General features: G+C 39.8%; 7 protein-coding genes. 2 read left to right on the top strand and 5 right to left on the bottom strand.

What is annotated here, in order from left to right:
- The first annotated feature begins 133 nt into the window (after nt 1-133).
- Complete coding sequence (locus tag IIC38_19775) at nt 134-466, top strand: hypothetical protein (protein ID MCH8128162.1); 333 nt, start codon at nt 134-136, stop codon at nt 464-466.
- A 77-nt stretch (nt 467-543) separates the two neighbouring features.
- Here the strand turns inward: IIC38_19775 and IIC38_19770 are convergent, their stop codons facing one another.
- The 5 genes from IIC38_19770 to IIC38_19750 form a co-directional block, all read right to left on the bottom strand.
- Nucleotides 544-1,083, bottom strand: coding sequence for a hypothetical protein (locus IIC38_19770; GenBank protein ID MCH8128161.1), 540 nt, complete (start codon nt 1,081-1,083; stop codon nt 544-546).
- A 319-nt stretch (nt 1,084-1,402) separates the two neighbouring features.
- On the bottom strand, nt 1,403-1,684 hold the full coding sequence (locus tag IIC38_19765) for a hypothetical protein (GenBank protein MCH8128160.1): 282 nt from the start codon (nt 1,682-1,684) through the stop codon (nt 1,403-1,405).
- A 143-nt stretch (nt 1,685-1,827) separates the two neighbouring features.
- Nucleotides 1,828-3,843, bottom strand: coding sequence for an FtsX-like permease family protein (locus IIC38_19760; protein ID MCH8128159.1), 2,016 nt, complete (start codon nt 3,841-3,843; stop codon nt 1,828-1,830).
- A gap of 21 nt (nt 3,844-3,864) precedes the next feature.
- Nucleotides 3,865-4,464, bottom strand: a complete 600-nt coding sequence (locus IIC38_19755; GenBank protein ID MCH8128158.1) for an ABC transporter permease — start codon at nt 4,462-4,464, stop codon at nt 3,865-3,867.
- Nucleotides 4,461-4,790, bottom strand: a complete 330-nt coding sequence (locus IIC38_19750; protein ID MCH8128157.1) for a helix-turn-helix transcriptional regulator — start codon at nt 4,788-4,790, stop codon at nt 4,461-4,463. Before IIC38_19750 ends, IIC38_19755 begins: the two co-directional genes overlap by 4 nt.
- Nucleotides 4,791-5,041: 251 nt before the next feature.
- On the opposite strand from IIC38_19750, the gene IIC38_19745 reads away from it, so the two are divergent.
- The gene (locus IIC38_19745) at nt 5,042-5,479 is read left to right on the top strand and encodes a type II toxin-antitoxin system HicB family antitoxin (protein ID MCH8128156.1); all 438 of its coding nucleotides are present in this window, start codon (nt 5,042-5,044) and stop codon (nt 5,477-5,479) included.
- The last annotated feature ends 173 nt before the right edge of the window (nt 5,480-5,652 follow it).

The raw sequence follows: 5,652 nt of genomic DNA, 5'->3' as shown, positions 1-5,652 counted from the left end.
TAACTCCGATAGGAGTGAAATATTTATAGCCATCAAGCCTCCTCACAGTGCCGAACCCCTTCGGGGTGAAATGATTAGTTTCACGCGATTTTTGCCAAAAAATCAGTTTAAACGGATTTCTGTAATCGAATAAATGGGCACAGGCAATTGGCCTCAATTTGAAGTGAGAAATGTGAGTGAAGAAGTTATCTCTGAGAAGTTTAATCCCCAAGTTGCAAAAGATGTAATTCATGCTTTGTTAATGCTATCTAACGTTTATCTGGTGAATATTTATTACGAATGGAAATTGATTGACATTGACCCCGAGGATAATAAATTCGTCGATTGTGCAGTAAGCGCAAATGTCGATTATTTGATTACTAATGACGAACATTTTTCCGTATTGGAGAAGATTAACTTTCCCAAGATAAAAGTCATCAATATTTTTGATTTCAAAAAGTTGTTTGTTCAACGCTCGACTAACTGACCTTTATCAGCTAATGAATTAAAAACTACATTCTTACTATTCACCAATTATCTTCGTGTCTTTGTGCCCTTTGTGATTTATGATTTTTTTGAATCTACTTTTTTAAGAATTTTCCTCGCTCTTGCCCGTACCGACGCAGCTTCATCTTCAAGTGCAATATTCAAAAGTTTTATTACTTCAGGGCCAATCTTTGCTTCTATCTTCGATAATTCATACAACGCATCCAGCGACCAGGCTTTTACGATTTTACTTTTATCATCGAGGTTATTTTTGAAAAAAGCAATGGCTCCCTTAATCTCTTCGTAGTCCAGTTTAAGTTTGGGGATAATGTGGCATAATTCAGCTTTAACTTCCCAAAATGGAGATTGGGTCAGGTCATTCAAAAGGATCGGTTTGTATTTTGATAATAATTCAGCAGAAGTTTCAGTTAGCTTCCTGACAATCCAAATGGCTCTCGCTGCAATATTGGCTTTATTGTGCTTCGAAAGTGCGACTATTTCTGCAACCAACCTGTTATTCTCAATGGCTTGCGCAACGTATTCTTCCAGATCATCTGTTTGGTTTCGTTTGCCATTTGCGAGGAGATTTTCTAATGAATCCATCAATTCGTCAATCATTTATTTATTGGATTATCATAAAATTAGCCATTGCTCTGAAACCGTTGAAACGGTTATTTAATATTGTTTAATGTCATTAACACCTGGCTTAAGAGGCTGTTGCAGAAAGCTGATAAAGACAACGAAATGTCATCCTGAGCGCCAGCGAAGGATCTTTAGCATTCTTACTCTATAAAATCAAGAGATTCTTCACTTCGTTCAGAATGACGTTATTGTTATTATGAAAAAGCGATTTCTGCATACTGAGATTTTATCATGGCCAAAATTGGTTTTTCAAATTTATTAGCGGCTTTTATTTTTGGAATTCATAAAAAGAGATTTATTCATGTCTCAAAATATCTGCCGGGTTTGAATAAGCCGCTTTCATCGCTTGTACGCTGATGGTAATAATTGCCAGCAGTAACGCGCCGAGGCCTGAAATCAAAAACACACCGATGCCGAGATCTATTTTATAGGCAAAATTATTTAGCCAGCTATTCATTGCCAGGTAAATTCCAGGCCAGGCAAGCAGGTTTGCAATGATCAGCAATACAATAAATTCCTGATTAAACAGTGCAAGAATTTTCCCGACAGAGGCTCCCAGGACTTTGCGAATTCCCATCTCTTTTAAACGCCGCGCTACCGAGAGTGATGTAATGCCAAAAAGGCCAAAGCAAGCGATGACAATGGCAAAATAGGAAGCATAAGCGACAATTCTGCGGAAATTTTCTTCAGAACGGCGCTTGCAGACAACTTTTTTTATTCTTATTCATAACGAATTGAATCGATGGGGTTTGCTAAGGCTGATTTTATCACCTGGTTAACAACTGTTAACAAAGAAATAAAGAGAGTGGCAATACCTGCAAAGATAAATGGCAAAGGAGTCAGGGCCTCCCGATACGCAAAATATTGTAACCAGTTGTTCATTACAAAATAGGCAATCGGAGTTGCGACAAAAATCGCTATGATGACAAGTTTGCCAAAGTCACGCGAAAGCAAGACAACGACATGTGCCACTGTGGCTCCAACAACCTTGCGAAGTGCAACTTCTTTACTGCGTTTCTCCATTAAAAATGATGTTAATCCAAAAAGGCCAAGACATGCAATGAATATAGCGAGACCGGCAAACACCGCGAAAACCTGACTACTTGTTTTTTCTGCATTATACAATTCTTCAACGATTTGATCGAGGAACATATATTCAAAAGTTTTATCCGGAGCAATCTCCCGCCATTTATTTTCAAGAAATGCAACAGTGGCTTGTAGAGAGGTCGGTTGTACACGCACTGACATATACTGACCATTTTGAGAATAGGCGATAACCAGTGGCTCTATTTTATTATGAAGAGACTTAAAATTAAAATCCTTAACTACACCGACCACTTTTTTTGCAGCGAAGCCAGCAGATGGTTTAAATTGTTTACCGATAGCATCTGCATTATTCCACCCAAAAGCAACGACAGCTGCTTCATTTAAAATGAATGCATCAGAATCTGTTGGTATGTTTTTAGAGAAGTTTCTCCCGGTTAAAAGGTTGATTTCAAAAGTGGGAATAAAATCGGGGTCAGCAGTGAGTAGTTGAAAAACATAGGTTCGATCATTTTCTTGAGGTTGAAATGGGTGAGCTGGAAACATTTTGCCAGGTAGAGTTAACGAGACAGTTGCGTTTTTTACGTTTGGGTGTGCCAGGAGCTTTTGCTTAAGAATTGGTATCTTTTCGCCAATTGACTCAATTTGATCAATAACCAGAATATGTTCTTGATTAAATCCTAATTTCTTATTTTGCATGTAATCCAGTTGACCATTAACAACAAGTGCCCCGACAATAAGGATCATTGAAATGGTGAACTGGAAGATCACCAATGAGCTTCTAAGCCAATGATATTGATTCCCTGTGCCAAGTTGCCCTTTTAACACTTGTATTGGCCTGAAAGAAGAAAGCACGACAGCAGGATAAATACCGGAAAGCAAACCGACCAAAAGAAATAATCCAAATAAACCTGAAAGCATATAGCCATCTTGAAAGAATGCCATTGTCATATTTTTCCCGGATAGAGAATTAAAAAGTGGTAATGCAAGGTTTGCCAGACTTATTGCAATAATGAATGCCAAAAAAGTAACAAACAATGATTCGACCAGGAATTGTTGAACCAATTGTTTTCGATGGGAGCCTAATACTTTCCTAACACCAACCTCTTTCGCTCGGCCGGTTGAACGGGCGGTTGTAAGGTTCATAAAATTGATGCAGGCGATTAGCAAGATTAAAATAGCAACTGAAGAGAATATAGTTACATAAACGATATTGCCGTTTGGTTCGAATTCGTAAGATGAATTTGCATGCAGGTGAATATCAGTAAGCGCTTCTAATAAATAGACCCACCGATCTCCTGAATCAGCCATGTTTTCAAGGGTAACACCCATTGCTTTTAGCTGCGGACCAATGAATTTACTGACCATAGCTGGAAACTTTGCTTCCAATACGCGATGAGAAATCCCGTTTTGCAGAACGATGTAGGTGTAAAATGAATTATCCGTCCAACTTGGACTTCGACTTCTTGGAAGGGATGAGAGTGCAGCCAAGAAATCAAAATGGAAATGCGAATTGGCAGGGTTATTTTCAACCACACCGGTAATTTTATATTCTGAATTAAGATTGCTAAAGATCAACATTTTCCCCATTGGATCAATAGTGCCAAAATACTTCTCTGCAATTGCTTTTGTAATCACAATTGTATTCGGTTGGTTTAAGGCAATCTTTGCATCACCGGAAATAAATGGCACAGTGAAGACATCAAAGAAACTTCAGTCAGCATATAATACTTTGTTTTCTTTGAAAACTTTCACTCCATATCGAATATTTGCTGTCCCTGGTCCAAAGAATCCTCCTATTATTCTTGTTGCGGATAATACTTCCGGAAAATCCCGGACTAATGTTTGTGCCATTGGCGCCGCTGAAAGTGGCGCTTTTATTTCAGTATCTCCCAATTTTAAATCCAAAACTACACGGTAGATTTGAGAAGCTTTTTCATGATGGCGGTCGTAGCTCAACTCATCGATCACAAAAATTGTGATCAAGAGACAAGTAGCAAGACCGATTGCCAGCCCGGCAATATTAATGAATGAGTAGATTTTTTGATTGAGCAAGTTTCTAAAGGCGACTTTAAAATAATTTTTTAACATAATAAGACTCCAATAGATTGATTCAAAAATAAAGGGTGGCAATGATTTCATAATTTGCAGCCAACACCAGAGATGGGCGTAAAGTAGGCCGTGCTCTTCCGCGTAATATTGAAATTGTTCTTCGAAATCCCCAAGCACCGAGTAGCGAATGGATGACTCAGTTATATGAGACAATAACCATTCGGCTATTTTGGGAAAACGCTGACTTTGAGGATTCTTCATTTAACCGAACTCGATTCCAAAGAGGGAATACCAATCCAGATAGCTTCATGCACTTGTTGAATCTTAAGTAAAGCTTCTCTTCCCTCTTTTGTAAGCTCATAATAAATTTTTCGCCGGCCGCCGCGTTCCGGAGTTGGTTCGCCTTCGATCGATAGCACCAGGTGCTTTTTAAGCAGCCGGTTTAGTGGCGCATAAATAGCGCCGAACGACCAGGTGCGTCCGGTCACTTTTGCCACTTGTCCCCGGATGGACATCCCATAGGCATTTTTCCGGAGTTTCCAGATCGATAATAATATGATCTCTTCTGACCTCGAAAGCAGTTTCATTGTTTACTCCTTGAATAATAATGATTAGTATTCGAAAATAGAGAAAATATGTTTCGTTTTCAAATTAATTTTCTCCATTTGTGAATAGAAATATTAAACGGAAGTCGTTTTGATTAACCTTAACTACTCAAAAACCTTATCACTGTCATCCCGTTGCAACGGGATGACAACTAAGAGGGATTTATGCTTAAAGTCCTTGACTCTCGGTCAATATTGTCCGATATTTTATCATGACTGGAAATGAGATCACCATGCAAAGCTTTATTTATCCCGCCAAACTGACATCGGAAACTGAACAAGGAGGATATGTTGTTACATTCCGAGACCTGCCAGAGGCCATTACCCAGGGAGAAGATGTCGATGATGCTTTGTTGGAAGCGGTAGATTGCCTTGAGGAAGCCATTGCCAACCGGATTGCAAGCGATCTTCCCATACCCGATTCCTCTCAGCCTAAAAAAGGAGAATATTCCATATTACTTCCAGTCCAACTTTCCGCAAAAGCAGCGCTGTACCTTGCTATAAGAGATGCAAAAATCACTAAAGTTGAGCTTGCCAGGCGCATGAATTGTGATGAAAAAGAAGTAAGAAGGCTTCTTAATCCTAAGCATCCTTCAAAGTTACCCAGGATAGAACAAGCTCTAGCCACCCTGGGTAAACAATTAGTCGTTGGACTTCACGAAGCTGTATAGGCTGGATCGGCCGGTGTTTCTCCGGCTCAGACCCCCACCTGTGACCGTTCCATCGACCCACGCCACGAAGGTGCTGACCTGGGAGCGCTTCAACCATCCTTTCCAACTCCGGGCTCGCTGCTTCACATCCGGAGGGTCCAGCACGAGATGCACATCCTGATCAGGGAGCTGGC

The sequence above is a fragment of the candidate division KSB1 bacterium genome (genome assembly GCA_022566355.1).
In the GTDB taxonomy this organism is placed as follows: Bacteria; Zhuqueibacterota; JdFR-76; order JdFR-76; family DREG01; genus JADFJB01.
The sequence above is the reverse complement of the archived record's forward strand: the minus strand, read 5'-3'. Positions and strand labels throughout refer to the sequence as shown.

Excerpts from the sequence above, each read along its gene's own strand:
- IIC38_19775 (MCH8128162.1), top strand. The coding sequence starts at position 134 with ATGGGCACAGGCAATTGGCCTCAATTTGAAGTGAGAAATGTGAGTGAA.
- IIC38_19770 (MCH8128161.1), bottom strand. The coding sequence starts at position 1,083 with ATGATTGACGAATTGATGGATTCATTAGAAAATCTCCTCGCAAATGGC.
- IIC38_19765 (MCH8128160.1), bottom strand. The coding sequence starts at position 1,684 with ATGGGAATTCGCAAAGTCCTGGGAGCCTCTGTCGGGAAAATTCTTGCA.
- IIC38_19755 (MCH8128158.1), bottom strand. The coding sequence starts at position 4,464 with ATGAAGAATCCTCAAAGTCAGCGTTTTCCCAAAATAGCCGAATGGTTA.
- IIC38_19750 (MCH8128157.1), bottom strand. The coding sequence starts at position 4,790 with ATGAAACTGCTTTCGAGGTCAGAAGAGATCATATTATTATCGATCTGG.
- IIC38_19745 (MCH8128156.1), top strand. The coding sequence starts at position 5,042 with ATGCAAAGCTTTATTTATCCCGCCAAACTGACATCGGAAACTGAACAA.